This window comes from Pseudomonas sp. B21-028 (assembly GCF_024749045.1).
Classification (GTDB): Bacteria; Pseudomonadota; Gammaproteobacteria; order Pseudomonadales; family Pseudomonadaceae; genus Aquipseudomonas.
In genome coordinates this window covers 5,313,015-5,338,616 of the sequence record NZ_CP087184.1, presented here as the reverse complement: position 1 = coordinate 5,338,616, position 25,602 = coordinate 5,313,015, and the positions used below count along the sequence as shown (strand labels likewise).

18 protein-coding genes are annotated in these 25,602 nt (G+C 62.3%); 6 read left to right on the top strand and 12 right to left on the bottom strand.

Annotated elements, in window-relative coordinates:
* Both LOY35_RS23005 and LOY35_RS23000 read right to left on the bottom strand, forming a co-directional pair.
* Positions 1 to 3,114 carry a multidrug efflux RND transporter permease subunit gene (locus tag LOY35_RS23005; protein ID WP_258627584.1) on the bottom strand — a complete coding sequence of 1,038 codons (3,114 nt, stop codon included), beginning with the start codon at positions 3,112 to 3,114 and terminating at the stop codon, positions 1 to 3.
* Positions 3,111 to 4,268: an efflux RND transporter periplasmic adaptor subunit gene (locus LOY35_RS23000; protein ID WP_258627582.1), complete on the bottom strand. Its 1,158-nt coding sequence runs from the start codon at positions 4,266 to 4,268 to the stop codon at positions 3,111 to 3,113. Before LOY35_RS23000 ends, LOY35_RS23005 begins: the two co-directional genes overlap by 4 nt.
* A gap of 283 nt (positions 4,269 to 4,551) precedes the next feature.
* Between LOY35_RS23000 and LOY35_RS22995 the strand changes: the two genes are divergently transcribed.
* On the top strand, positions 4,552 to 4,782 hold the full coding sequence (locus tag LOY35_RS22995) for a hypothetical protein (protein ID WP_258627580.1): 231 nt from the start codon (positions 4,552 to 4,554) through the stop codon (positions 4,780 to 4,782).
* A 30-nt stretch (positions 4,783 to 4,812) separates the two neighbouring features.
* Here the strand turns inward: LOY35_RS22995 and LOY35_RS22990 are convergent, their stop codons facing one another.
* Positions 4,813 to 5,781, bottom strand: a complete 969-nt coding sequence (locus tag LOY35_RS22990) for a LysR family transcriptional regulator (RefSeq protein WP_258627578.1) — start codon at positions 5,779 to 5,781, stop codon at positions 4,813 to 4,815.
* A gap of 328 nt (positions 5,782 to 6,109) precedes the next feature.
* Here LOY35_RS22990 and LOY35_RS22985 point away from each other — a divergent pair, with 328 nt between their 5' ends.
* The 4 genes from LOY35_RS22985 to LOY35_RS22970 are packed head-to-tail and all read left to right on the top strand — an operon-like array spanning position 6,110 to position 10,861.
* On the top strand, positions 6,110 to 7,594 hold the full coding sequence (locus LOY35_RS22985; RefSeq protein WP_258627576.1) for an efflux transporter outer membrane subunit: 1,485 nt from the start codon (positions 6,110 to 6,112) through the stop codon (positions 7,592 to 7,594).
* Between the two features lie 10 nt (positions 7,595 to 7,604).
* A complete protein-coding gene (locus tag LOY35_RS22980) occupies positions 7,605 to 9,797 on the top strand; it encodes an FUSC family protein (RefSeq protein WP_258627574.1) in 2,193 nt (730 codons plus the stop codon).
* On the top strand, positions 9,787 to 9,987 hold the full coding sequence (locus tag LOY35_RS22975; RefSeq protein WP_258627572.1) for a DUF1656 domain-containing protein: 201 nt from the start codon (positions 9,787 to 9,789) through the stop codon (positions 9,985 to 9,987). The genes LOY35_RS22980 and LOY35_RS22975 overlap by 11 nt, the downstream gene beginning before the upstream one ends.
* 10 nt (positions 9,988 to 9,997) lie before the next feature.
* Positions 9,998 to 10,861: an HlyD family secretion protein gene (locus LOY35_RS22970; protein WP_258627570.1), complete on the top strand. Its 864-nt coding sequence runs from the start codon at positions 9,998 to 10,000 to the stop codon at positions 10,859 to 10,861.
* Positions 10,862 to 11,753: 892 nt separating this feature from the next.
* Here the strand turns inward: LOY35_RS22970 and LOY35_RS22965 are convergent.
* Entirely contained in the window at positions 11,754 to 12,578 is an 825-nt protein-coding gene (locus LOY35_RS22965) for an SDR family oxidoreductase (protein ID WP_258627568.1), read from the bottom strand.
* Between the two features lie 37 nt (positions 12,579 to 12,615).
* On the bottom strand, positions 12,616 to 13,080 hold the full coding sequence (locus LOY35_RS22960; protein WP_258627567.1) for a multidrug transporter: 465 nt from the start codon (positions 13,078 to 13,080) through the stop codon (positions 12,616 to 12,618).
* 166 nt (positions 13,081 to 13,246) lie between these two features.
* On the opposite strand from LOY35_RS22960, the gene LOY35_RS22955 reads away from it, so the two are divergent.
* Positions 13,247 to 16,000: an RHS repeat domain-containing protein gene (locus LOY35_RS22955; protein WP_258627566.1), complete on the top strand. Its 2,754-nt coding sequence runs from the start codon at positions 13,247 to 13,249 to the stop codon at positions 15,998 to 16,000.
* Between the two features lie 101 nt (positions 16,001 to 16,101).
* Here LOY35_RS22955 and LOY35_RS22950 read toward each other — a convergent pair whose 3' ends face one another.
* From LOY35_RS22950 to algG, 7 genes are all read right to left on the bottom strand, one after another.
* Complete coding sequence (locus LOY35_RS22950; protein ID WP_258627564.1) at positions 16,102 to 17,553, bottom strand: mannose-1-phosphate guanylyltransferase/mannose-6-phosphate isomerase; 1,452 nt, start codon at positions 17,551 to 17,553, stop codon at positions 16,102 to 16,104.
* 212 nt (positions 17,554 to 17,765) lie between these two features.
* Entirely contained in the window at positions 17,766 to 18,431 is a 666-nt protein-coding gene (locus LOY35_RS22945; protein WP_258627562.1) for an alginate O-acetyltransferase AlgF, read from the bottom strand.
* 14 nt (positions 18,432 to 18,445) lie between these two features.
* The gene (locus LOY35_RS22940; RefSeq protein WP_258627559.1) at positions 18,446 to 19,621 is read right to left on the bottom strand and encodes an alginate O-acetyltransferase; all 1,176 of its coding nucleotides are present in this window, start codon (positions 19,619 to 19,621) and stop codon (positions 18,446 to 18,448) included.
* 11 nt (positions 19,622 to 19,632) lie between these two features.
* Positions 19,633 to 21,198 carry an MBOAT family protein gene (locus LOY35_RS22935; protein WP_258627555.1) on the bottom strand — a complete coding sequence of 522 codons (1,566 nt, stop codon included), beginning with the start codon at positions 21,196 to 21,198 and terminating at the stop codon, positions 19,633 to 19,635.
* Between the two features lie 194 nt (positions 21,199 to 21,392).
* Positions 21,393 to 22,514, bottom strand: coding sequence for a mannuronate-specific alginate lyase (locus LOY35_RS22930; RefSeq protein WP_258633714.1), 1,122 nt, complete (start codon positions 22,512 to 22,514; stop codon positions 21,393 to 21,395).
* A 23-nt stretch (positions 22,515 to 22,537) separates the two neighbouring features.
* A complete protein-coding gene (locus tag LOY35_RS22925) occupies positions 22,538 to 23,986 on the bottom strand; it encodes an alginate O-acetyltransferase (RefSeq protein WP_258627549.1) in 1,449 nt (482 codons plus the stop codon).
* An 11-nt stretch (positions 23,987 to 23,997) separates the two neighbouring features.
* The gene (algG, locus tag LOY35_RS22920) at positions 23,998 to 25,587 is read right to left on the bottom strand and encodes a mannuronan 5-epimerase AlgG (RefSeq protein WP_258627543.1); all 1,590 of its coding nucleotides are present in this window, start codon (positions 25,585 to 25,587) and stop codon (positions 23,998 to 24,000) included.
* Between the last annotated feature and the right edge of the window lie 15 nt (positions 25,588 to 25,602).

Here is a 25,602-nt window from a genome sequence, read left to right as displayed (position 1 = left end):
TCAGTCTGTAGTCGCCAGCGCCGTAGCTGGCGCAGGCCCGGAATGATGGGCGGGCCGATGGAACAAGCGCTCGAGCCACAAGTATATGACCGGTGTGGTGAACAACGTCAGCGCCTGGCTCACCAGCAGGCCGCCGACTACCGCAATGCCCAGGGGCTGGCGCAACTCCGCGCCAGGGCCATGGCCAAGCATCAGCGGCAGGGCGCCGAGCAGGGCGGCCAGGGTGGTCATGATGATCGGGCGGAACCGGGTCATGCCGGCCTGGAAGATCGCCTCTTGCGGAGTCAGCCCGCCATTGCGCTGCGCGTCGAGGGCGAAGTCGATCATCAGGATGCCGTTCTTCTTGACGATCCCGATCAGCAGCACCAGCCCGATCAGCGCCATGATCGAGAAGTCCTGGCCCAACAGCCAAAGCATGATCAGCGCACCAAGGCCGGCAGAGGGCAGGGTGGAGATGATGGTCAGCGGATGCACGAAGCTCTCGTAGAGCACGCCGAGGATGATATACACCGCCACCAGCGCGGCAAGGATCAGCCACGGCTGGTTGGCCAGGGAGCTCTGGAACGCCTGCGCCGCGCCCTGGAAGTTGCCGCTGATGGCGGCCGGCATGCCGATCTCGTTCTTCGCCTGGTCGAGTATGCGCACCGCATCCCCCAGCGCCACGCCTGGTGCCAGGTTGAACGACAGGTTAGCGGCGGGGAACATGCCGTCATGGGCAATGGACAGCGGGCCGTTGGTGGGGGGATCGAAGCGGGCCAGGGCCGAGAGCGGCACCATTTCCCCGCTCAGGGGCGAGCGCAGGTAGAAGTAGGCCAGGCTTTCGGCCTTGCCACGTTGCCGGGTGTCGAGTTCCAGGATCACGGTGTACTGGTTGGTCTCTGTCTGGAATTCGTTGATCTGCCGCTGTCCGAAGGCATCGTACAGCGCCTGGTCGACGTCGCTGGCGGTCAGGCCGAAGCGTGCCGCCGCGCTGCGGTCGATGTTGATGTGGGTAATGCTGCCGCCCGGTTGCAGGTCGTTGGAGATGTCTCGGAACGCCGGGTTGCCGCGCAGCCTTTCGGTGAGTTTCTGGGTCCAGGTGTTGAGGGTAGGGCCGTCGTTGCTCTTGAGGACATACTGGTACTGAGCGCGACTGGGACCGGAACTGAGGTTGATGTCCTGCCCGGCCCTGAGGTACAGCACCACGCCAGGAATTTTCTGCAGCTTGGGACGGATCCGGTCGATGAAGCCGCTGGCCGTGACGTCGCGCTCGTCCTGGGGCTTGAGGGCGATCCAGAAACGGCCGCTGGCGATGGTCTGGTTGCTGCCCGAGACGCCGACGGAGTGGGAGAACGTCTGCACCGCCGGGTCGGCGGCGACGATTTCGGCCAGGGCCTTGTGCTTGGCCACCATGTCCGGGAACGACACATCGGCGGCCGCTTCGCTGGTGCCCAGCACCAGGCCGGTGTCCTGTACCGGAAAGAACCCCTTGGGGATGAACACATAGCCTGTCACCGCCAGTGCCAGGGTCAGGCCAAACATACCGATCATCAGCTTTTGATGGGCCAGCGCCTTGCGCAAGCCCTTTTCATAGCCGCCCAGCAGCCGTTCGCCAAAGCCCGGACCTCGGTGGGCATGATGCACCGGGGCGCGCATGAACAGCGCTGCCAGGGTTGGCGCCAGGGTCAGGGACACCACCACGGAAATCAGGATGGTCGAGGTGGCGGTCAAGGCGAACTCCTTGAACAGTCGCCCGACCACGCCGCCCATGAACAGCAACGGAATGAACGCGGCGATCAGGGAGAAACTGATGGACACCACCGTGAAGCCGATTTCGCCGACGCCCTTGATCGCCGCCTCGCGCATGCCGTCACCGGCCTCCAGATGCCGGTGGATGTTCTCCACCACCACGATCGCGTCGTCCACCACAAAGCCCACCGAGATGACGATGGCCACCAGGGTCAGGTTGTTCAGACTGAAGCCCATCACGTACATCAGGGCGAAGCTCGCGGTCAGGGACACCCCCAGCACGGCCGAAACGATCAGCGTCGCCGAGAGCTGGCGCAGGAACAACGCCATGACCGCCACCACCAGCAGCACGGCGATCAGCAGGGTGATCTCCACTTCGTGCAGCGAGGCGCGGATGGTCTGGGTGCGGTCGATCAGCACCTTGACCTGTACCGCGGCGGGCAACATGGCTTCCAGGGTGGGCAGCGCCGCCTGGATGCGGTCGACGGTTTCAACGATGTTCGCCCCGGGCTGCCGGAAGATCACCAGGTTGAGCCCAGGCTCGTTATCGGACCAGGCCTGGACGTAGGCGTTTTCCGAGCCATTGACCACCTTGGCGATGTCCTTGAGGTGCACTGGTGCTCCATTTTTGTAGGACACGATCAGGTCGCCGTATTCCTCCGGCTGGAACAATTGATCGTTGGTGGACAAGGTCGAGATGCTCGAGTCGCCGTACAGCGCGCCCTTGGCCAGGTTGAGGCTGGCCTGCTGGAGCGTGGTGCGGATGTCGGCCAGGGTCAGGCCGATGGCGGCGAGACGGTCGGCGGAGGCCTGGACCCGGATCGCCGGGCGTTGTTGACCGGAGATGTAGACTTGGCCTACGCCGTCGATCTGGCTGATCTGACGGGCAAGCAGCGTTTCGACGTAGTCGCTCAGTTCGGTGCCGGGCATCAGGCTGGAACTGATACTGAGGATCAGCACCGGGCTGTCGGCGGGGTTGACCTTGCGCCAGGTGGGCAGGTTCGGCATGTCGCCGGGCAGTTTGCCGGCGGCGGTATTGATGGCTGCCTGCACTTCCTGGGCGGCGGTGTCGATGCTCTTGTCGAGGCTGAATTGCAGGGTCAGGTTGGTCGAGCCCAGGGCGCTGCTGGACGTCATCTGAGTGATGCCGGGGATCGCGCTGAACTGCACTTCCAGCGGCGTAGCCACCGAGGAGGCCATGGTTTCGGGGCTGGCGCCGGGTAGTTGGGCCCTGACCTGGATCGTCGGGAACTCCGCCTCCGGCAAGGGGGCGACGGGCAGGCGAGGGAAGGCGATACTCCCCAGCAGTATCAGGGCGAACGTCAGCAGCACCGTGGCGACGGGGTGGTCGATGCACCACGCCGAAATCGAGCCGCGACCCTTCATGGCTGCGGCTCCGTGGTCTTGGCGAGGGCCAGTGGGGCAGTGAGCACCTGGACACGGGCCCCCGGCCTGAGGCGTGACTGGCCGTCACTCACCAGTTGATCACCGGCGTTCACCCCCTTGATGATCTGCATGCCGCTGTCCTGGTAAACCATTTCCACCGGTACGCTCTCGACCTTGTCTCCCTTGACCCGGTAGACGAAGTGCTGGTCCAGTCCGCGCTGGACCACGGTCGGCGAAACCACCAGGACACCCGTGTCGAGGGCGGTCTGGATTTTCAGCGTGACCAGTTGCCCGGGCCACAGCCTTTGCCCGGCGTTGTTGAACTCGGCCTTGGCCCGCAGGGTGCCGGTGTTGGGGTTGATCTGGTTGTCGATGAGGCTCAGCCGGCCTTCGCCAAGCATTTCCCCGGCCGTGCCATCGGCGCCGATGTAGGCCTTGACCAACGCCTGTTCGGGCGCGGCGATCAGCCGTTGCAAGGTGGGCAGCATCTGCTGGGGCAAGGAAAACTCCACCGCAATCGGGTCGATCTGGGTCACGGTGAACAGGCCTTCGGTATCGCTGGTGCGCAGGAAGTTGCCTTCGTCCACGTTGCGGATGCCGACGCGACCGGTCACCGGGGAGCGGATCTGGGTGTAGGACAACTGCACCTGTGCGGCGTCAATGGCCGCCTGGTTGCCCTGGGCAGTGGCCTTGAGCTGATTGACCAGGGCCTGTTGCTGATCGTAGGTCTGCTTCGAGACGCCATCATCGACGCTCAGCAATTTGTAACGCTTGAGATTGACCTGGGCCACCGCCAGTTGCGCCTGGCTTTCGCCAAGCTGGGCCCGGGCCTGGTCGAGGCTGGCGCGAATGGAGCGATCGTCGATGGTCGCCAGCAGGTCGCCCTTGCTCACCCGTTGCCCTTCCTTGACCAGCAATCGGGTGAGAATGCCGTCGATCTGCGGACGGATCACCACGCTGTGCAGTGACAGCACCGTACCGATGCCGCTGGCGAAGCGCGGTACATCCTTCTGCTCCACGCTGACGACCCGCACCGGAACGGCGGCAGGCACCCCTGGCTTGGCGGCGATGGGCTTCATGAGGAACCAGAGGGCGAAGGCCGCCAGGGCGGCCAATAGCGCGACGAGCAGGACGGTTCTTTTCTGGGTGTGCATGGATGTGGGACGCCGGGCCGGGACGAAGGGATTTACAGGATTCTTATATAGCGTTGCGAGACGGTCAGGAAGGTGACGGCTAACTGACAGGTTTGTCAGTTTTGTCCTGAGTTACTGTCGGACGGTTGGTCCGCCAGGTTGAATCTGCCCGATACGTTGCGGCAGCGGGCGGGTATACTGGCGCCTGTCGCGCCTCCCTCCAAGCCCGACTTGCACACAGTGTGGCGAGGACCAAGCGCCCTCGCCACGGATAGATGGCCTACCTTGAGTGAACGGCATTTACATGACTTCCCCTAACGGCGAACCGGCCGACCTGCCTGACGGCGATGTTTCCAGCGCCGAGAGCGGCAAAGCGGCGATCCCGGCCTTCAAATTTCCCTTCAAGCCCGGTGAACTGGCCACGGCCAAAGGGGCAGGACAATTGCCGTGGTACAAGAACGGCGTGAAGGATGGTCACACCAAGTCCCCGGGTGCCGCGCCTCCCGGCACGCGTCGTTCGATGGGCAAGCGCTGAAGGTCGTTCCTCGATACAGGAGCGGCGATTTCAATTCGCGACTCGCGCGCCCGCCAGGCTTCCGCTCAACTCATACGCCGTCAGCTCGGCCTGGTGCGCTGTCAGGATTTCCGGCAGCGAACCTCGCAGATACTCGACCCAGGTCTTGATCTTCGCATCCAGGTACTGGCGTGAAGGGTAGATGGCGTAGAGATTCAATTCCTGGGAACGGTAATTGGGCATTACCCGCACCAGCGTGCCGTTGCGCAGGCCTTCGATGGCTGCATAAACCGGCAATACACCCACGCCCATGCCGCTGATGATCGCGGTTTTCATCGCGTCGGCGGAGTTCACCAGGAAAGGTGACTGGCTGATGGTGACCATTTCCTGGCCTTCGGGGCCGTCGAACACCCATTTCTCCAGCGGAATGACCGGGCTGACCAGGCGCAGGCAGGCGTGGTTGAGCAGTTCGCCGGGCTTCTGTGGGCAACCGTTGGCCTTCACGTAGGCGGGTGACGCGCAGACGATGCTGTAGGTGATGCCCAGGCGCTGGGAAACGAAGCCCGAGTCCGGTAGTTCGCTGGCCAGCACGATGGAAACGTCGTAACCCTCGTCCAGGATGTCCGGCACGCGGTTGGCCAGGGTCAGGTCGAAAGTCACGTCCGGGTGGGTCTTGCGATAGCGCGCGATGGCGTCGATCACGAAATGCTGACCGATACCGGTCATGGTATGGACCTTCAATTGCCCGGCCGGTCGGGCATGGGCGTCGCTGGCCTCGGCTTCTGCTTCTTCGACATAGGCCAGGATCTGTTCGCAACGCAACAGATAGCGTTTGCCGGCTTCGGTCAGGGCAATGCGGCGGGTGGTGCGGTTGAGCAGGCGGGTTTGCAGATGTGCTTCCAGGTTGGAAACCGCACGCGAGACGTTGGCTGTCGTGGTGTCGAGCTGCACGGCGGCGGCGGTGAAACTGCCGGCTTCGGCAACAGAACAGAACGCGCGCATGTTTTGCAAGGTGTCCATGAAAGGCTCTCTGGGGCGATGGCAAATTGTGACATGAAGTTACGGTGCTACGGGATCCGACTTACGGATTATCGCGTTTACGGTAACAAAGATTCGCAGAAAGATCGGCTTATCGCCGTTTGGATGGGTGCCTAGAATTGCGGCCGTTGTAGGGGCGGGCTGTCTGGCACGGACCTCATGTGGGAGCGAGCCTGCTCGCGAGGAGTTGGGTCAGTTGCCGGCGATAAGGCGGATGACGCCTTCGCGAGCAGGCTCGCTCCCACAGGTCGCGTAACCGGCATGCACGCTCGTTGCTTTTCCCTGTCCCTCTCCCAGGAATCTTGCGCAAGTGCCGCCTCGCATCAGCAGAGAGCTGAAGACTCTCAGTGTTTGGGCTTTATCGTTGACCCTCTGCGCTTGCATCGGGACGGGAGGGATCGCACCCCAGGGCGAGGCGTTGTCAGCCAATCGACTGGCCACCGATGAAGCGATCCGCGAGGCCGCCCGCGATGCCCACTGGCCCAGTCGCCAGTGGTGGAAGGCCTATGGCGACCCGCAGCTGGACCGCTGGATCGACCTGGCTGTGCAGGACAGCCCGAGCCTGGCCCTGGCCGCCGCCCGGGTGCGCCAGGCCAAGGCCATGGCCGGCGTTGCCGAGGCGGCCGAGTCGCCGCAGGTCAATGGCCAGGCGACCCTCAAGCGTCACAACTGGCCCACCGATCAGTTCTACGGCCCTGGCGAACTGGCCGACACCACCACGTGGGACAACGATGCCGGCCTGGGCCTGAGCTATGCGCTGGACCTGTGGGGGCGCGAGCGCAATGCCAGCGAGCGGGCAGTCGATCTGGCCCATGCCAGCGTCGCCGAGGCACGCCAGGCGCAGCTGGAGTTGCAGAACAACATCGTGCAGGCCTATATCCGCTTCGCGCTGCACTATGCCCGGCGCGATATCGTCGCCGCGACCCTGCGCCAGCAGGAACAGATTCTCGACCTGGCGCAAAAGCGCCTCGGCGGTGGCATCGGCACTCATTTCGAAGTCAGCCAGGCCCAGGCACCGTTGCCCGAGACCCATCGTCAACTCGACGCCCTCGACGAAGCCATCGCCTTGAGTCGCAATCAACTGGCGGCATTGGCGGGCCAGGGGCCCGGGGAGGGCGCGGGCCTGCGACGACCGGCCCTGGCCCTGGGGGCACCCTTGAAGCTGCCGTCGGCGTTGCCCGCCGAGCTGCTGGGCCAGCGACCGGATGTGGTTGCCGGTCGTTGGCAAGTGGCGGCCCAGGCACGGGGCATCGATGTGGCCAGGGCCGGTTTCTATCCCAATGTCGATCTGGTGGGAAGCCTGGGCTACATGGCCACGGGCGGCGGTGCGCTGGAGTTCCTGACAGGCAAGAAGCTGACCTACAGCGTCGGGCCGGCCTTCACGCTGCCGATCTTTGACGGCGGGCGCCTGCGTTCGCAGTTGGGCGAGGCCGCGGCCGGCTATGACGCCGCCGTGGCGCACTACAACCAGACGCTGGTGAACGCGCTCAAGGGCATTTCCGACCAACTGATCCGTCGCAAGTCCATGGACCAGCAACAGGCCTTCGCCGCCGAGTCCGTGGCCGCTGCGCAACGCACCTACGACATTGCGCTGGTGGCGTTCCAGCGCGGGCTGACGGACTACCTCAATGTGCTCAACGCCCAAAGCCTGTTGTTCAAGCAGCAACAGGTGCAGCAGCAGGTAGAGGCTGCGCGCCTCGGTGCCCATGCCGATCTGGTGACGGCCCTGGGCGGTGGGCTGGAGGCCGGCAGCGATGTACCTGACACCGCCACGCTGCTGAATTTCGCCCGGTGAATGCTTGCCCATGACCTCTTTGATGACTCCTTTGCGCTGGCTCCACCGCCTCGAATGGCGCCGTGGTTTCTTCGACTGGGCCCGCAGCGACGGGGTGACCTGGGTCTATATCTTCAAGGTGCTGTTTGCCGCGTTCCTGACGTTGTGGCTGGCGATGCGCCTGGAGCTGCCGCAGCCGCGCACGGCCATGATCACCGTGTTCATCGTCATGCAGCCGCAGAGTGGCCAGGTGTTCGCCAAGAGCTTCTACCGCTTTCTCGGCACGTTGGCCGGTTCGGCGGTGATGGTGGCGCTGGTCGCGCTGTTCGCCCAGAACACCGAATGGTTTCTTGGCTGCCTGACTCTCTGGGTCGGTGTCTGCACGGCGGGCGCGGCGCGTTATCGCAACTTCCGGGCCTACGGTTTTGTGCTGGCCGGCTACACCGCGGCCATGATCGGCCTGCCGGCCCTGGCTCATCCGGAAGGGGCGTTCATGGCGGCGCTCTGGCGGGTCCTGGAGATTTCCCTGGGCATTCTCTGTGCCACTCTGGTCAGCGCCGCGATCCTGCCGCAAACCGCCAGTGCGGCCATGCGCAATGCCTTGTACCAGCGTTTTGGGGTGTTCGCGCTGTTCGTCACCGATGGTTTGCGCGGGCGTAGCCGGCGGGATGCGTTCGAAGCCGTCAACGTGCGTTTCATTGCCGAAGCGGTAGGCCTGGAGAGCCTGCGCAGCGTGACGGTCTTCGAAGACCCGCACATGCGTCGGCGCAACGGCCGGCTCAGTCGCCTGAACAGCGAGTTCATGGGCATCACCACGCGCTTCAATGCCTTGCACCAATTGCTCCAGCGCCTGCGCGTTGGCGCCGTCGATCATGTGGTGGACGCCATCAAGCCCGGCTTGCAGAACCTCGCCGAATTGCTGGACGGCTTCAGCGCGCGGGCCTTGACCGATAGGGACGCGGCACGCCTGGCCCAGGCCCTGGCCCGCTACAAGGCCGACTTGCCGGCACAGGTCCGCCAGTTGCGGGCAGTCTTCCAGGAGACAGGACCGAGCGATGCGCAGTTGCTGGACTTCCACACCGCCTACGAATTGCTCTATCGCTTCGTCGATGACCTGCACGGTTACGCCCTGACCCATGCGTCCCTGGCCGAGCACCGTCACGAGCGTGAACACTGGGACGAGCCGTTCGTATCGCGGACCAATTGGCTGGCCGCCGCGGCTTCGGGGTTGCGCGCCGGCTTCATCCTGCTGGTGCTGGGCAGCTATTGGGTCGCCACCGCTTGGCCGAGCGGCGCGACCATGACGATGATTGCCGCCGCCACGGTGGGCTTGTCGGCCGCCACGCCGAACCCCAAGCGCATGGCCTTCCAGATGGCATGTGGCACGTTGCTCGGGGCGCTGGTGGGTTTCGTCGAGATGTTCTTCATCTTCCCGTTGATCGACGGCTTCCCGTTGCTCTGCATGATGCTGGCGCCGGTGATCATGTTCGGCTCGTTCCTCAGTTCGCGGCCGCAATACGCCGGGGTCGGGCTGGGGTTGCTGATCTTTTTCTGCACGGGTTCGGTGCCCGACAACCTGACGGTGTACAACCCCTACACCTTCATCAACGATTACCTCGCGATGATCCTCGGCATGCTGGTGTGCGCCGCCGCCGGAGCGATCATCCTGCCGCCCAACAGCCGCTGGCTGTGGCGCCGGCTCGAACAGGACTTGCGCGAGCAAGTGGTGTTCGCCATCAGCGGCCGGCTCAAGGGGCTGGCGTCGGGCTTCGAGAGTCGCACCCGCGACTTGTTGCACCAGGCCTACGGCTTGGCGGCGGGACAACCCGCCGTGCAACGGGACCTCTTGCGCTGGATGTTCGTGGTGCTGGAAGTCGGTCACGGGATTATCGAGTTGCGCAAGGAGCAGGCGATCCTGCCGGTGCATCCGGCCTACGCCGAGAGCCAGCCGTGGCGCCAGGCCATCCGCGTAATGGGACGGGCGCTGGTGCGGCTGTTCCGCCAGCCGAGCCAGAGCAACCTGGAGCGTGCCCTGGTGGCGGTAGATCAGGCCATCTGTCGCGTGCAGGCCACCGACGAACCGTTCGCCCCGCATTTCGACACATCAGCCCTGCGCCGGGTGAAGAGCTACCTGCATTTCATCCGCACTTCGCTGCTGGATCCGCAATCGCCCGTGGCGGCCTTCGCCGCTGTGCCCTCCCAGGACCGTCAACATGCCCCGTGAAATCGCCTTCCACGGCGTATACATGCCCAGTCTGACCCTGATGTTTTTCCTCGCCGCGGCGTTGGCCTGGGCGCTGGATCGGTTCTTGTCGGGGCTGGACCTGTACCGCTTCTTCTGGCACCCGGCGCTGTTGCGCCTGAGTCTGTTTACCTGTCTGTTCGGTGCGCTGGCGCTGACGGTCTACCGTTGAGATCGATGCAATGAAAAAGTTTTTCAGTCTGCTTGCGACGCTGCTGGTGCTGACCCTTGCGCTGTGGATCGGTCGTGCATTGTGGGTTCACTACATGAACACACCCTGGACCCGCGATGGTCGGGTACGAGCCGACATCATCAACGTCGCTGCCGATGTCAGTGGCGAGGTGATGGACGTGCCGGTGCATGACAATCAGCAGGTGAAAAAGGGCGACTTGCTGATGCGTATCGATCCCGAGCATTACCGTATCGCGGTCAAGCAGGCGCAATCCCTGGTGGCCTCCCGCAAGGCGACGTGGGAAATGCGCAAGGTCAATGCCCATCGGCGCGCCGATCTGGACAGTCTGGTGATTTCCCGGGAAAACCGCGACGACGCCAGTAACATTGCCGACTCGGCCCTGGCCGATTACCAGCAAGCCCAGGCGCAACTGGAGGCGGCCGAATTGAACCTGTCGCGCACTGAAGTTCGCGCCGCTGTGGATGGCTATGTCACCAACCTCAACGTGCACCGTGGCGACTATGCACGTATCGGCGAGGCGAAGATGGCGGTGATCGATATGAATTCGTTCTGGGTGTATGGCTTCTTCGAGGAAACCAAGCTGCCCAAGGTGCGGATCGGCGACCCGGCGCAGTTGCAGTTGATGAGTGGCGAGGTGCTGAAGGGGCATGTGGAAAGCATTTCCCGGGGGATCTACGACCGCGACAACCCGGTCAGTCGCGAATTGATCGCCGACGTGAACCCGACCTTCAACTGGGTTCGCTTGGCCCAGCGGGTGCCGGTAAGGATCCATCTCGACGAAGTGCCGGACAACGTGCTGCTGGCGGCGGGGATGACCTGTACGGTGGTGGTCGAGCCCCAGGCCGGCAGCTGAGGCTCTGAGGCATGTGGGAGCGAGCCTGCTCGCGAAGCGGTGGGTCAGTTGCAGGAGAGGTTGCCAGTGCCGCCGTCATCGCGGGCAAGCCTTGCTCCCACAAGGCTTCCTGCATGTGCGAGAGACGTGTGTTCGCCGCCAATCCCTGTGGAAGCGAGCCTGCTCGCGAAGCGGTGGGTCAGTTGCAGAAGAGGTTGCCAGTGCCGCCGTCATCGCGGGCAAGCCTTGCTCCCACAATGCTTATCCTGCATGTGCGAGCGACGTGTGTTCGCCGCCAATCCCTGTGGGAGCGAGCCTGCTCGCGAAGCGGTGGGTCAGTTGCAGGAGAGGTTGCCAGTGCCGCCGTCATCGCGGGCAAGCCTTGCTCCCTCAAGGCTTCCTGCATGTGCGAGAGACTTGTGTTCGCCGCCAATCCCTGTGGGAGCGAGCCTGCTCGCGAAGCGGTGGGTCAGTTGCAGAAGAGGTTGCCAGTGCCGCCGTCATCGCGGGCAAGCCTTGCTCCCACAAGACTTCCTGCATGTGCGAGAGACGTGTGTTCGCCGCCAATCCCTGTGGGAGCGAGCCTGCTCGCGAAGCGGTGGGTCAGTTGCAGGAGAGGTTGCCAGTGCCGCCGTCATCGCGGGCAAGCCTTGCTCCCACAAGGCTTCCTGCATGTGCGAGCGACTAGTGTTCGCCGCCAATCCCTGTGGGAGCGAGCCTGCTCGCGAAGCGGTGGGTCAGTTGCAGGAGAGGTTGCCAGTGCCGCCGTCATCGCGGGCAAGCCTTGCTCCCACAAGACTTCCTGCATGTGCGAGAGACTTGTGTTCGCCGCCAATCCCTGTGGGAGCCGAGCTTGCTCGCGATAGCGGTGGGGCAGTTGTCGGTGGGCTCCCGTCGGGCCATGCCGTTTCGATCAGAGTGACCCACCCAGCCCGAACCGCTTCATCAAGCCCTTCTCCAGCAACCCTTTGGGCAGCAATCCCGCCATCAACGGCAGCGCCCGGCTTCCATTGCCCAGGCGCAGCAGGCGGGGTGGCCGGGGGTGTTGCACGGCCTTGAGCAGCCCGGCGGCGAATTCGCTGGCAGGGGTGGGGTTGTCCTGGGACGCCTTGGCCCGGGCGCGGATACCGTCGCGCAGGGGCCACCAGGGTGATTGTTCGTGGATCAACCGTTCGGCTTCATGACCGGCGTTCTTGGCAAAGCTCGAGGCAATGGCGCCGGGCTGCACCTCCATCACGCGGATACCGAAGGGCGCCAGTTCCATGCGCAGCGCATCGCTCAAGGCATGCACCGCGGCCTTCGAGGCGCAATAAGCGCCGGCAAACGGTGTCACCAGCACACCGGAGACACTGCCGATATTCACCACCAGCCCCTTGGCCCGGCGCAGTACCGGGAACAACGCCCGGGTCACGCCAACGATGGCGAACACGTTGGTTTCGAACTGACGCTGCATCGCCGGTACGCCACCGTCCAGCAGTGGACCCATGGCGCCGTAACCGGCGTTGTTGATCAGCACGTCGAGGCCGCCGTGCTCTTGGTTGATCCGTTCGCTCAATTGCTCCAGAGCCGGGCCATCGTTCACGTCCAGCTGCACCGCGGTGAACCCGGCGGCGCTGAGCTGGGTAACGTCTTCAGCTTTGCGGGCACTGGCCCAGACCTGATACCCGGCGACCTTGAACGCCTCGGCGAGGGCGCGGCCGATGCCGCTGGAACATCCGGTAATCAACGCAACGGGCATGGCGCGTTCCTTGTGCAGAATAAAATCGGGAGAGAAATCAGTCGGAGAAACTACCCTGCAATCGCTCGGCGCGAAACTCCAGGGTCTGTGGACGATAGCCAGGTCGCAGGGCTGGCAGCGGCAGGCAATCCTGCCAGTCCTTGCCCGCCTGCAATTGGCCAGGGCCCCGGTAGCGCGGCGCGCTGTAGGGTGTGTCGGCCAGGTTGATGGTATCGCCGGGGGCATAGGCCGCAATTCGCCAACGCAGTTCAACCAAGGGGACGTCGTTACCGTTGTTCATGTTCAGCAACAGCGGGCGATCGGCGGGGCAGCGTTCGGGGGCGTAGGTAATGCGCAGCTCCAGGCGTGCCAATTGCCGGGTTTCACGGTTCTCCTGCCAGACCACCCAGGCGGCGACCAGCCCTAGGCCGACGAATGCAGCCAGGGACACCGGCAGCGCCTTGGCCGGATAGCGCAGCAGCAGGATCAGCCAGGTAATGACCAGCAAGACGCCGATAAGCATGTTCGAAGCCTCTGATACCGTTGTTCCATCCTACCGAAGGGGAGGGACCATGGATATCTCATCCATCCCGCTCCGTCGGTCGTCACTGTTATCTCTGACAGTAGTCACTAGGGATTACCCCTTGTTAGATGTCGGCCAGACCGCACGACTATCAGGAGGCCAAGGCATGAGCAGGGATCACGGCACGCCGAGGCTGATTGCGGTAGACCCAAGGTTCCTGCCGGTCCGTTCGGTCGATTATTGCCGCGCACTCGAGCGTGAGCCTGCGCAGTCACGAGTCAACCGCAGCCTTTTCGACCTGGGCGCACGCGCGGTCAAGCAATGGGACCCGCGCCTGTGGGCCCTGCAACAGGACGATGCGGCGACTCCGGCCAACCTTTCGACGATGTATACGCTGTCCGGTGCCGTGCTGTTTGCGAGCAGTGTCGACGCAGGCTGGCAGCTGGATTTGCCCGGGCTCGGCAGTGAAAGCCTGCGGGGCTGGGATGGCCGGGGCACGCAGCGCGACGTGGCGTTCGACGACTTGCTGCGTCCGGTGGCGGTGTTCGAACAAGGTCGCGAGCAACTGCGCACCTGCGTCGAGCGCATGCAATATGGCGCGCCGGGCCAGGGTCTCCAGGTCTTCAATCAGTACGGCCAGTTGATCCGCCACGATGACCCGGCGGGCACCTTGTTGCTGGCGTCCTTTGCCCTGACCGGCCAGAACCTGGCCCAGAGTCGACGTTTCAGCCTGGATGGCGCCATGCCGGACTGGCCGGTGTCGGAGGCCGATCGCGAAGCCCTGCTCGAACCCGGCGGCGGTGCGCTGTCGACGTGGCGTCTCGGTCCGCTGGGGGATGTGCTGGAGCAGGTCGACGTCAGGGGCAATCGGCAGCGCCAGGTACTGACTCGCGATGGCCGGCTGTCCAGCAGCCAATTGTTGTTGCAAGGCCAGAGTCAATGGCAACCGCTGGTGAACGAGATCGACTACAACGCCCAAGGCCAGATCGAACGGGAAGTGGCCGGCAACGACGTGCAGACCACGCTCACTTACGCCCCTGAAAATGGATGGCTGATGGAGCGCCATGTCCGGCGGGCCGGTCAGTCGCTGCAACACCTGGTCTATGCCTACGACCCCATGGGCAACGTACTGGGCATCGAGGACAAGGCGTTGCCGGTGCGCTACTTCGCCAACCAGCGCATCGACCCGATCAGTCGTTTCCGTTACGACAGCCTCTATCAATTGATCGAAGCCATTGGATGGGAAGCGGGTGCTCAGAATCAAGGACCTGTCGGCCGGCTCGACCCGGCCGCCCTCAGTAATTACCGACAAACCTATCGCTATGACGACAGCGGCAACCTGCTGGAACTGATCCACGTTGGGGCGCAGAACCATAGCCGCCAGTTGCAAGCGGCGCGCTACAGCAATCGTTGCCTGCCGCACCGTGACGGCGTGCCGCCGACAGAAGAGGAGATCGCCGCGGCGTTCGATGGACGGGGTAACTGCCTGGCGTTGGAGAGCAGCCGGACCCTGGCCTGGGACCTGCGCAATCAACTGCGCTCGGTCACGCCGATCGAGCGAGAGTCGGGGCTCAATGACCGTGAGGCCTATGTTTACGATGGCGGCGGTCAGCGGGTGCGCAAGCTGCGCACGTTGCAAACCGGGGCCCGGACCCTGGCCGCCGAGGTGCGTTATCTGCCGGGACTGGAACTGCATGTCGACAGCCGCACCGGGGAATCACTGCAGGTCATCACCGCTCAGGGCGGGCTCGGCAGTGTGCGGGTCTTGCATTGGGACAGCCCACCGCCCTCCGGCGTGAATGACTGCTATCGCTACGGTGTTGCCGAGCACCTGGGCTCGATCAGCCTGGAGCTTGACCAGGATGGACGGATCATCAGCCAGGAACACTTCTACCCCTTCGGTGAAACGGCGTTTCTGGCTGGGGATAATGTGATCGAGGTCAGCTACAAGACGGCCCGCTATTCAGGCAAGGAGCGGGATGCGACGGGACTTTACTACTACGGCTATCGGTTCTATGCGCCGTGGTTGCAGCGTTGGGCCAGTCCGGATCCAGCGTGGGCAATCGATGGACTGAATTTCTATCGGATGGTCCACAACAACCCGATTACCTTGTTCGACACCGATGGCAGGATACCCACAGGCGCTGCCCCCCCTCCACCCCCTGGAATGAGAGGCCCCCCCATGCCTCCTCCACCCATGGGCGGTCCGCCGCCCCCTCCTGGAGCTGGTTCCCAGCAACCCATCCAAAAAAAATGGGTCATTAAAAAAGACCCGGCATTATATAAGCAACAGGGGGGTGAGTACCCTTACTACTCTTCGTTTTCAATTACTCTGCAGAAGCTGAATATTGAGCATTACAGTTCGATTTTTGATATGGAGATGTTTGTAAATGTATGGCGTGAAACCGGGCTTAATATGATTCCGCCCGCCAGAAGCATAGATTATGAAAAGGCCTTGGAGGTTCAAGGCGTGCTCAGAGAAATAGATGCGGAATGGTCTACGTATCGTCGTGCAGAGGTAAAGGAGGTTTTCCGCGGAGACTCGCCGGCTATATTGAAAAGCTATCCATGGCTCGCGACCTTTGCAAAGGGGGGCGGGGATAGTGCGATACAAGAAACAATAAATTTGGAGATCCGGTCCCAACTTATAATGTCAACGGCAAAAGACCCCGGGATGGGTTACGTGTCCGGTAAATCAATAATGTGGCACTTTCAATTGGAACCTGGACATGCAGGTGTCTCTGAGGGGTTGTATGCATCTGAGGGCGAAGTGACGTTTCCGCTATATAACAAAATTCAAATAGTCTCCTTGCATTACATTCCAAAAGGAAAGGCCTATATGAATAATGCAGAGCGATTCGGAGTGGCGCATCGATACGTAATCAAGGCGAAGATGCTGCCCCGCTCAGTCTCCAAATAAATATCAGCGATGCGAAAGAAGAAACTAAAAAAGCCCCCACCCAACCCGCTGCGGATAGGGGGCGCAGTGGGCTGGATGGGGGCTTCTTGTCTTGCTGATCGTTACTGCGCGATGGTCTTCACCGACACGCCGCGCTCGATCGGGGTGGAACGACCGTAGATGTCCTCGAAGCGCTCGATGTCGTCTTCGCCCAGGTAGCTGCCGGACTGCACTTCGATGATTTCCAGCGGGATCTTGCCCGGGTTGCGCAGGCGGTGAACCGACGCGATGGGGATGTAGGTCGACTGGTTTTCGGTGAGCAGGAACACGTTCTCGTCGCAGGTCACTTCGGCGGTGCCGCTGACCACGATCCAGTGTTCGGCGCGGTGGTGGTGCATCTGCAAGGACAGGCACGCACCCGGCTTGACCGAGATGTGCTTGACCTGGAAACGCCCGCCCATGTCCACCGAGTCATACGAGCCCCACGGACGATAGACTTCGCAGTGGTTCTGGGTTTCGGAGCGACCCCGGGCATTGAGGGTGTTGACCATCTTCTTGACGTCTTGGACCTTGTCCTTGTGGGCAATCATCATGGCGTCCTTGGTTTCGACCACCACGATGTTTTCCAGGCCGATCACCGATACCAGCTTGCCGTTGCCATGGATCATGCAGTTGCGGCTGTCCTGGATCACCACGTCGCCCTTGGTGACGTTGCCGTCGGCATCCTTGGGGTTGACTTCCCACAACGACGCCCAGCAGCCGACATCGCTCCAGCCGGCCGACAGCGGCACCACGCAGGCGCGCTGGGTCTTTTCCATCACGGCGTAGTCGATGGAGTTGTCCGGGCAGCAGGCGAAGGTGGCTTCGTCGAAGGTGATGGTGTCTGCGGTCTGCTCGCTGCGCTCCAGGGTCAGCAGGCAGGTGTCGTAGATATCCGGATCGTGTTTTTTCAGCTCTTCGAGGAAACGGCTGGCGCGGAACAGGAACATGCCGCTGTTCCAGAAGTAGCCGCCGGCCTCGACGAACTCGGTGGCGCGCTTGACGTCGGGTTTTTCGACGAAGTGCGAGACACGGCTCACGCCTTCAGGCAGCAGTGCGTCATTGGTCGACTTGATGTAGCCGTAGCCGGTTTCCGGTTTGGTGGCCGGTACGCCGAACAGCACCATTTCACCGCGCTCGGCGGCTACGGTGGCCAGGGCCAGGGCACGTTGCAGGGCTTTCTGGTCTTCGATCACGTGGTCGGCCGGCAGCACCAGCATCAATTCGTCGCGACCTTCGTTGACCAGCATCATCGCGGTCAGCGCCACGGCTGGCGCGGTGTTGCGGCCGAACGGTTCCATCAGGATGCGCTGGGCTTCGAGGTTGCGACCGCTCAACTGCTCGTTGACGATGAAACGGTGGTCTTTGTTGCAGACCACGATCGGCGTATCCATGCCCTCGAACACCAGGCGTTCGAGGGTCTGCTGGAACAGGGTGTGTTCGCCGGTCAGGGCCAGGAACTGTTTAGGGAATTGCTTGCGCGAAAGCGGCCAAAGACGTGAGCCGCTACCACCTGACAAGATCACCGGAATCATGTGTGTTACTCCTTTGAAGCGAAATGGTTATAGAGCTACTGCGTTCTGTCGTTTCACTCTTGTTTTTGTTCCGTACCCGAATGACGCCCCGGTTCAGGGTGGGAGCGGGCTTGCTCGCGAAGGCTGAGTGTCAGTGGACATCCATGCTGAATGTCCTACCGCAATCGCGAGCAGACTCGCTCCAACAGGAAAGCGTCAGTCGAGTGAATCCATCAGCGAGTTGACACTGGACGCTTTACCCAGACCGGCGACAAGCTGCTTCCGGAGCCGGTGACGTACAGCACGGCCGCTTCGCCGCGCTCCAGGGCCACGGGCTTGAGGTCGCCGACTTTCTTGTCGCCCTCGAACAGCGCCAGGCTGACTTTCACCGGGTTGATCTCACGTTCGCCACGGCCCTTGGCCGCGACGTTCGGCACCACGTCGGTCTTGCCGTCGGCGGTCTTGAGGGTCAGTGCCTTGTCGGTGAGGTTCTGCACACGCACCAGGGATTTCTGCTTGTTCTTGAACGGTGGTTCTTCGATCAGTTGCGGCTGGCCGCTCGCGTTGTTGACCAGGGTGTAGTAGTGATCGGGGGCCAGTTTAACCGGAACGGTCTGGCTGCCCACCTTGGCGCTGTAGTCGCCGCCGGGCATGAAGCTGAAGTCGCTGCTGGCCAATGGGGCTACGTCGTTGAGGTTGGTACTGCCGACGGTGGCGCTGACTTCGCTGTTGCTGGCGTTGTAGATACGCACGAAGCTCGAGCCTTTTGGCGCGACCGGACCGTACAGGGCCGAGTCACCGGCAAACGCTGTGAAGGAAAGGGCGCTCATGCTGGCAACCAGGGCAACGGCCTTGAAGGAACGAGCAGCGAGACGGCGAGGAGTAGTGTTGAAAGTCATGGTGGACCTCTCTTTCAGTTTTGCGCCCGGTCGGGCGTCTCGGATTGAGTGTTGGCGGCAACGTTCTGTTGGCGCGCACCGGCTTGTTTGAGCTCTGCGACCCACTGCGGGTCGGCGTCGCCGATTTCGTTGTTCACGGGCAGATAACGTTCAGGAAACTCCCAGATCAGCACTTGTGGCGGGCTGTTCTTGAAAGCGTCGCTCTTGAGGTAGCTGAGCATCGGCAGAATCGGGCCATGGCCGTCTTCGGCGTAGTTCACGACGTCGCTGTGCAGGGCCTGCTTGAGCGCACCGACGAAGTTCCAGTTGGGGTTGGCGCTGTAGCTGGTGCCGATCAGGGCCACGGGAACCTGGGCGTCGGCAAACAGCGCGTCGTCGCTGGCCGGTTGATCGTCGGCTTCGCGGGTGTTGCGCTTGACCAGGGGCTCCTGGGCCGGCATCAGGTTTTCGAACAGCGGGTCCAGGGGCAGGAACTGGCGCAGGTCGCCCTTGTGGGTGATCTTTTCCGCAGGTTCCGTGACGAAGCGTTGCGGCTCGCCGTTGAGGGGCGTGCGTTCGGCAATGGTCTTGGCAATTTTTTCGGCTGCGACCTGGGCGCCTTCCGGGGTCCAGTGGGTGTCGGTGCGCAGGAAGACTTGCTGACCGCTCTGCTTGGCCTGTTGCAGCGGGCCGAGCAGGTCGGGGGCGAGGATCTTGTCGGCCGCCACGCGGGCATGGAAGTCCTGGTAGAGATTGGCGTGAATGCTCGCCGGCTTCACTTCACCCAGGTGCTCCGGATACAGCCGCGCCTTGGCCGGCACGATCGCCATCACCAGGGTGATGCCCTGTTCCTTGAGTTTCTGACGCACGCCTTCGACCAGCGCGTAGTTACCTTGCAGGTTCAGTTCTTCGTTGACGATCGGGTTGAACTCTTCGTCGCTGTACAGCCACTGGTCGCGGCCGAGGACCACGCCTTTGCGGCCTTCGTTGAACAGCTTGTAGTCCAGCGCGGCCCAGATGTTGGTGCCCAGGCGTTTGATCGGGAACTGATCGTCGTAGTGGGTTTCGACAGCCTTGGTCCAGCGCCCGTTGAGCACGGTGGCATCGGGGTTGGTGCTGAAGCCGAAGAAACTGCGCATCGACCACAGGCCCAGGACCGCGAGGATCAGCAGGAACAGTGCGATGTAAAAGATGCGTAATGAGCGGGTCATGTTCAGATCCCTCAGAACTGGAAGTAAAGGAACGGCGAGAAGCTTTGCGCCGAGAGTTTGAGAATCGAAGCGATGAACAGCAGCAGCACCAGCGCACGCATGACGTAGCGCGGCCAGTCCGCGACCCAGTAGGCCGGTTGCACCTGGGCCTCGACGCCCACGGTGTAGCCCGGTTCGTGGATCGTCGACGGGTTATCGCCCGGTACGGCCTTGATCAGCCCCGGTTGCGCAGTGGCCGGGCCATTGGCCTCGGTGTTGACCTCCGGCTTGGTCTTGAGCGGCGGACGGTTGGTGTAGAAGTCCCGCAGGCCGAAGAACGCGAGGGTGACGTAGGCCACCACCAGCGTGGCGATCTGCAGGCCGGTGAGATTGGCGCGGGTCAGCTCCGACAGCGACCAGTCGCCGAAGCTGAACATGGCGCCGTACATGCGGGCGGCCACGTGCAGGTTCTCGGCACGGAAGATCACCCAGCCCATTACCACCAGCAGGAAAGTCAGCGCCCAGCGGATCGGGTTGAGGCTGCGTGGCGTGGTGTTGATGCCCACGGCCTTCTCGATGGCCAGCCAGATACCGTGCCAGGCGCCCCAGATTACGTAGGTGATGTTCGCGCCGTGCCACAGACCACCGAGCAGCATGGTCAGGAACAGGTTGCGATAGGTCATCAACGTGCCTTTGCGGTTGCCGCCCAGGGTGATGTAGAGGTAGTCGCGCAGCCAGGTCGACAGGCTGATGTGCCAGCGCCGCCAGAACTCGGTGATCGATTGGCTGATGTAGGGCTGCTTGAAGTTTTCCATGAAACGGAAACCCATCATCAGACCCAGGCCGATGGCCATGTCGCTGTAGCCGGAGAAGTCGAAGTACAACTGCGCGGTGTAGGCCAGGGCGCCGAGCCAGGCATCACCGGTGGTCGGGTTCTGCAGGGCGAAGCAATGGTCGGCCACCACCGCCAGGGTGTCGGCGATGAACACTTTCTTGATGAAGCCCTGCATGAAGCGCGTGCAACCTTCGGAGAACTTGTCCAGGGTGTGGGTGCGGTTGTTGAACTGGTCGGCCAGGTCACGGAAACGCAGCACGGGGCCGGCGATCAGGTGCGGGAAGATCGCCACGAACGCTGCGAAGTCGATCAGGTTGCGGGTCGCCGGCGTGTCACCGCGATAGACGTCGATGATGTAGCTGATGGACTCGAAGATGTAGAACGAGATCCCGATCGGCAACAGCACGTGGGTCAGGATGAACGGGTTGAGACCGAAGCCGGTGATGATGGCGTTGAGGCTGTCCACGCCGAAGTTGGCGTACTTGAAATAGCCCAGGATGGCCAAGTCCACGCCCACGCCGAGCAGCAGCCAGCGCTGGGCCGGTTTGGTGCGCACACCGGCGGCACCCACTTTCAGGCCGATCCAGTAGTTCCACAGGGTCACGCCGGCGAACAGGGCCAGGAAGTCCACCCGCCACCAGGCATAGAACACATAGCTGGCGATCAGCAGCAGCAGGTTGCGATAGCGTTGCCCGCTCAAGTAGTACAAGCCGAGAAAGATCGGCAGGAACAGGAACAGGAACACGTTGGATGAAAATACCATCCCGATCTCTCCATGTTGAATCAACAGTCAAGGGCCAGAGCCCCCCCAAACCCCCCCAGTGAAAAAGGGCGGTTACGATCGTTCCCACGCTCTGCGTGGGAATGCCTCTACGGACGCTCCGCGTTCGGCTTTTTGGGACGCAGAGCGTCCCCGGCTGCATTCCCACGCAGAGCGTGGGAACGATCAGCGGTGAATCAGCTTCCTTTACCTTTCTCGTTGGCCGGGTCGTACACCTTGGTCAAGTCCCCGCCGAGGCGGAAGGTCTTGAACGGCTGCATGTCATGTTTGCGCTCCAGCACATCGCCTGAGCAGGTGTAGAGGCTGCAGAACGGTTCGAGCCAGGCGAATTTCGAATCGATTTTCAGATCCTTCATGTCCTGTTCTTCGCCGTTCTTCTCTTCGAAGATGTCCGGGTCTTTCACCCCGGCCAGCACCCGGTCACCCAGGCGCTTGAGGGCGCCGTTGTTTTCCTGGCGCAGATCCACACCGTTGACCTGAGCGAAACTGGCGATCATCGCCAATGGCGGCAGGGCGTAGTTGTGATAGGACAGGGCCCGTTGCTTGCGCTTGAGTTCGTTGGGCAGGAAGCCGTCGGCATCGATCTGGTTGACGCCGACCTTGTATTCCTTGACGGCCCAGTCGAACAGGTCGCGGCGGTTGGTCGCGACCGAGGTCGCCATCACCGACCAGGCGGCCCAGTAGGAGTGGTTGTTGGTCTTGTCCAGCGGCAGGTTGTCCCAGTCGCTGACCACCTGATCGGCCATCTTGCTGAACCAGCTTTCGATCAGTTGCGCCTGTTCCTGATGGTTCGCCAACGGATGAGAGTCGGAGAACTTCAGGCGTACATAGGCCGACGCCATGCTGCCCAGGGCCCATTTGCGCATGGACTTGCCGGTGTGGTTGAAGTCCTTGGACATCAGCGCATCGGCCTTGGCCCAGGTGGTCAACCAGTTCAGGGTGCATTCCAGCTGTTCGGGACGGCCGTCACGCATGAACTGCATCACTTGCTTGCTGACGCCGCGCTCGATCTTGGTGATGTCGGCGGTGCTGTCGCGGAAGGCTTTTTCCGATTGCACGTTCAACGTCGCACGGGCCTTGTCGGAACCCTCGTACTTGCTGCGAAACTGCAGGGAGCCGGTATAGGGCGCCGGCACGGCATCGCAGCCTTGGGCGGAGTCGCCGGCCTTGGTCTTTTCGATCGGCGCGAAGTAACCCTGTGGCGGGCGCAGCGGGGCCGCGGCCTGGGTGGCCCCGGCGAACATCGCCAGGGTCAGCAGGGACGGCGCCAGCAGCGTTTTCAACGTTCGGTTGCGCATGTTTCTGGTCATAAAGCGAGACCTCATTGTCCGATTTGAGCCGTTTGTTCGGCTTGCGGAGAGACATTGCGTTTGCAGACTTTCGCTTCCACTTGCTGTGGGGCCGCACCGGCTTCGGGGCCCTGGACTTCAACGGCCAGCAGATTCTGCGAAGCCCAGTCCTCATCGGTGCGCAACTGGAAGGCGAAACGCCCGTCGGTGTCCGAGGTATTCGGTTTTTCGATCTTGATGTCCTCGTGGCGCCCATTCATGTACCAGAGGGTGGCTTGCAACGTTTTCACCGAGGTATCGGCGAAACGGATATCGACCTGGTGGCTGCCGTTACGCAGATCCATGTTCTTGCTATTGACCATCAATTCGTTCTTGCCCGGCTTGAGGGCGGTCTTGCTGCTCATCAGCGCCGGCTTGCCTTCACAACCGTTGTCGTCCAGCAGCGCCATCATCTGGCGATAGATGGTTTCCTGGTCCAGGCGATACAGCGGCGAGAATTCCCAGATCAGGATTTTCGGCGGGCTCTTCTGGAATTCTTCGCTGCCCAGGTACTGGATCATCGCGCCTTCGAAACCGCCGCCAGGGAAGGCCACGTTGAGGATGTCGGCGCCGATGGCTTCTTGCAGGAAGCCTGCGAAGTTGTAGTTCTTGCCGCTGTGACTGGTGCCCACGAGGGTGATCTGCGGGTTGCCGGAGTCGCCGAACAGATCGCCGTCACCGGCCTCGCCTTTAGGCTCGGTGGTGAACTGGTCCATGTACTGGATGGCGTAGCTGGTGCCGCACAGTTGCCCGGCCATGTTATGCAGGGTGCCGGTCTTGCCCATGCGGCCGGACTTCTTGGTCTCGAATTCACGCTTGGGAATGTCGGCGAAGGCCGGGATCTGCTTGACCTTCTCGGCGACGATCTTCGCCGTGCGCTGGGCCCCGTAAGGCGTCCAGTGCTGGTCGCCACGGAAGTAGAAATCGTGGGCCGGCAGGGTTTCGGGCAGGTTTTCGTTGGTCAGCGGCGACAGGTCCGGCACTACGTAGCCCATCTGCGCGAAACGGCCGAGCATGGTCTTGTAGTTGGTCAGGGCTTTTTCATAATCGAAACCGGCCTTTTCCTGCGGGTTGAGCTTGTTGCGGTTTACCAGGCCACGGGTCGGCTGGTAGACGATGACCAGCTCGACGCCTTTTTTCTTGAACGCATCGTGCAGCTGCTGCATGCGCTTGTAGCCGGCCGGCGTGGTGTTGAATTCGGTGCGCAGGTCTTCCTGGGTCCGGAACAGCCAGTCGCCCTGGGCCTGTACCAGCGTGGTGAAGTTCTGCTGGTAGCGCGTGGTGTAGTTCTTTGCATCGTGAGCGGCAGGGCACAGGTTGCAGCAGGGCTCCGCGGTGAAGGCAGGCGCCTTGATTTCGTCGGCGCGCGCGCCGCTTGCAGCGGCGAGAATGCCGGCAGTCAGGGCAGACAGGCCCAGGAGTTTAATCATCTGTGGGTTCATAAAGGTCATCCTCAGTCCCGCAATTCGGTCTGGCGTTCGACAGGGTCGATCAGTACGGCTTTCTGCTGGCGCACCAGCAGGTCGAGAATTTCATCCTGGCGCTCGCCCAGGATCCCGGTGAAGCTGATGCCGCTGGATTTGGTCGGCGCGAGCATGGACACGCGGTACAGCTCGACGCTCAGGGGCGAGTCGATGGACAGCGGGCCACTGCCGTTGGCGGCCAGTTCACCACCGACCACGATCAGCGAAACCTCGGCGTCGAACGGGTCGAGCTTGATGTCCCGGTCGGTGTTGGACAGGTCCTTGATGTGGCCATAGATGCCGGTGAGGCCGTTGGCCATGGACACGTTTTCGTAGAGGCGGATGTTCACGCTGTTACGAATCCGGATGCCGTGGCGCTGGTTGCTGATCACTTTGTTGTCCCACAACAGGTTGTCGGCACTCTCGTAGAGGGTGATGCCGTCGGTGTGGTTCTTGTAGATCTCGTTGTAGGCAATGATGTTGTTGACGCTGTTACGGTCGATCACCAGGCCCGAGAGTTTGTTGTCGTAGCTGCGGTTGTTGAAGATGAAGCTGTCGTTGACCTCACGGGAGATGATGATCCCGTGCTTCTTCTTCGTCCCGTAGACGGTGTTGTCGGCGATGATCAGCCGATGGGACCGGTCGTGGGGGTCGATGCCGTAGACAATGTTGTCCTTGTAAGTGTTGCCCTTGACCACGAAGTCGCGCGTCTCGTAGCAGTAGAAGCCGTACCACATGTCCGAGAACTCGGAACCGATGATCCAGCCGGTCGGTTCCGGGCGCTTGAGGACCTTGGCCATGTTCGGCGTGTACTGGGAAATACTCACCCCATACGACTTACTGTTGGAGTAGCCGAAGCTGGCCATCTTGGTGTTGACGATGTAAGTCTCGGTGCCGCCCCACGCGAGCAGGAACGGGCGGAACTCCTTGGGCGAGCGGAACGTGGCGGGGCCGTTGTCCTTTTCACGCCAGCCGGTGACCTTGGTGTCGCGGATGAACATCCGGCCATCGTTGACCAGGAACGAACCGCCTTCCTGGGACAGGCGCAGTTCCTGGGTCTGTTTGTCGATTTCCAGGATGCCTTTCTGGCCAACCACGATCGGAATCTTCGCCAGGTAGACACCCGGCGAGGTTTCGATGACGTACTTGGGCAGCTTCTTGGCCAGGTCCTTGAAGTTCATGTAGCCGTCGTCGATGAAGATGGCCTGCGGGATGCCGTGCTGACGCACCACCCACTCGGCCATCTTGTTGTCACCGCCGATGAAGTCCTTCAAGGCGTTTTCCTGCATCATCCGGCGCACGCTGACCTTGCCGGGCTTGGTCCGCACGATCTTGGCCGCGACCGCTTCGGCGGTGAAGCCTTTGAGGTCGGGCAAGGTCGGCTTGGCCAGTTCCAGCGGCTCGGTCGGCGCGCTGTTGACGGTGTAGGTCTTGGCGCGTTGCAGTTCCTTGACCACGTTGCCCGGCTTGACCACCGGTTCAACGTTGGCGAACGCCGGCGAGCCGGCCAGCAGCATCGCTGCGACCAACAGGCTGATCGAACCTTTCATCGCCTGGCTGTTCCTGAGGTAGCGGTTCATTTCGGGCACTCCCAT